Below are 2,057 nucleotides of genomic sequence, written 5' to 3' on the forward strand. Positions count from 1 at the left end.
TCGCTAACCATCTGATAAATGTCAAAGATGAGATTTCTTTAGTTAAACTGCAACGTGTGTTGCAAATGCCGATGGTAAAAGTATGGTTAGGACTATTGCTGGGTGGGTTTACATTAGAACAGCGTGGTGATTTTTATAACAGTCGGAATATTTGGGTGAAAAGTTCTCCAATCACTAACACTAACCCGATTTGATTTGAAATTTGGAATCTTTCAAGCTGCTTTGACTTCAGGGGGCGACAAGAGAGCTAAAGTGCTTGCTGTATTAACTTCATAGCCCTTAAAAGATGTTTGAAACCATAAGATGAGCAAGTTGCTCTCCACAGAACAGAATCTCAAAGGGTTCCAATTGCGAACTTTATACTAGGTTTTGGTCTTCACCGTTTGGCCGATTCACGCAACAACGGCGCTCTGTATTACTCATATCTGCCTTTCATCGAGGTAAACCGTAACTGTCCGCACTCATTTAATCGCGTAATTCATCATAATAATTACTTACCTTGATGCTACATCCTCAGCACATTCCTCAAGCGATGCCTTTCATGAAGAGACGCTACCACCACTCTCAAAAGATAAAGTGGGTGCTGCCATTGCAATAGATTTACCCATCGCTTTCCATAAACTGACTATCGTGTGGGTGGTGAAAGTTTTTCCTACGCCAGGGCCACCTATAAGAATCATCACCCTCGAATATGCAGCCATTTCTACAGCAGACTGTTGCTGTGGTGAGAGTTGAATTTTATGGCTAGCAGTAAAGCGCTCAATCCAGGCACGGACACGGGGAATATCTTGTGCAATGAGCTGGCTCAAGCGCCCAGATATCAGTTGTGTTAGGTTTTGTTCAGTATGAAAGTAAGTTGGTTTGTAGCACAGCAGGGTTTGGTCTGGAATTTTCTCTCTGATTAGCTCATCTTTCAGAGCCATGTCTTTGATAGTTTGAGCCATTGCCTCTTCTGTTGGCTGATGTTCCTCAGTAGTCAACAGTTTAATTACTGACTCAATTAGTTCTGCCTGTGGTAAGTAACAATGTCCATCTTCAGCAGCTTCACTCAAAGCATGGACAAGTCCAGCACAATATCTGAATTCGCTATCAGGTGCAACTCCCAAGTTACGGGCAATTTTATCAGCAGTCAGAAAACCGATCCCATAGATATCGGCTGCTAGCTGGTAGGGGTTATGGGTTACTGTAGCGATCGCTTTGTCTTGGTATTGTTTGTAAATCTTGACTGCATAAGTGGTTGAAACGCCGTGGCTTTGAAGAAACACCATGACTTCTTTGATAGCTTTCTGAGTTGACCAAGCATTTTTGATGAGAGTGATCCGCTTTTTGGCAATACCCTGGACTTCAATCAGTCGTTCAATCTGATTTTCGATGATGTCGAGCGTTTCTAAACCGAAGTGAGCGACGATACGCTTGGCTGTTACTGGGCCAACACCTTTAATCAGCCCACTACCCAAATATTTTTCAATTCCAGTGAGAGTAGCTGGTTTGGTTTCTTTGTAGTTGACTACTTGGAACTGGGGGCCAAATTGCGGATGGTCACGCCAGAAACCAGTTAGTTGTAAGGTCTGCCCTGGCTGAATGTTAGCAAAGCTGCCAACGATTGTTGTGAGTTCGGTGCTACGTGGGCGAGTCAGCCTTGCCACGGTGTAACCTGATTCGGCAGAGTAAAAAGTTAAACGTTCTACGACTCCGGTGATTGTTTCGTGTTGAGGAAAGGCGCTTACTTGTTGAGGGGAAAGATTAGGAGGAGTGGACATTGCTTATGATCAGATGCCGCACATTATAATATTGGAAGTCAGCTAATTATAGTACATAAATACTAAGCAAGATGCCCGGTATTAGGAGCTCGGGATAAGATATCCTCGAAACTTTTGATTTATGATTGTTCGATCTGAACCTCTATTTTAGTCTATTCTCAATAAGGCAGATTGTTGAGATTTAACAACTACCGCTCATACTGCAACATTCTACTCAACTACTAGACATCTCCAAAATACTAACATTCTGTGGTAAAAGAACATCAGAGAGTTTTTTGACACAGAAATATGAGCGAC

At 42.6% G+C, this 2,057-nt stretch carries 2 pseudogenes; one reads left to right on the forward strand and one right to left on the reverse strand.

Features of this window, described 5'->3' with window-relative positions:
• Positions 1-194: pseudogene (locus CDG77_RS34680) on the forward strand (hypothetical protein); the annotation flags it as partial.
• A 381-nt stretch (positions 195-575) separates the two neighbouring features.
• On the opposite strand, the pseudogene CDG77_RS34685 reads toward CDG77_RS34680, so the two are convergent.
• A pseudogene (locus CDG77_RS34685) lies at positions 576-1,760 on the reverse strand (helix-hairpin-helix domain-containing protein); the annotation flags it as partial.
• Between the last annotated feature and the right edge of the window lie 297 nt (positions 1,761-2,057).

Source organism: Nostoc sp. 'Peltigera membranacea cyanobiont' 213 (assembly GCF_002245975.1).
In the GTDB taxonomy this organism is placed as follows: Bacteria; Cyanobacteriota; Cyanobacteriia; order Cyanobacteriales; family Nostocaceae; genus Nostoc.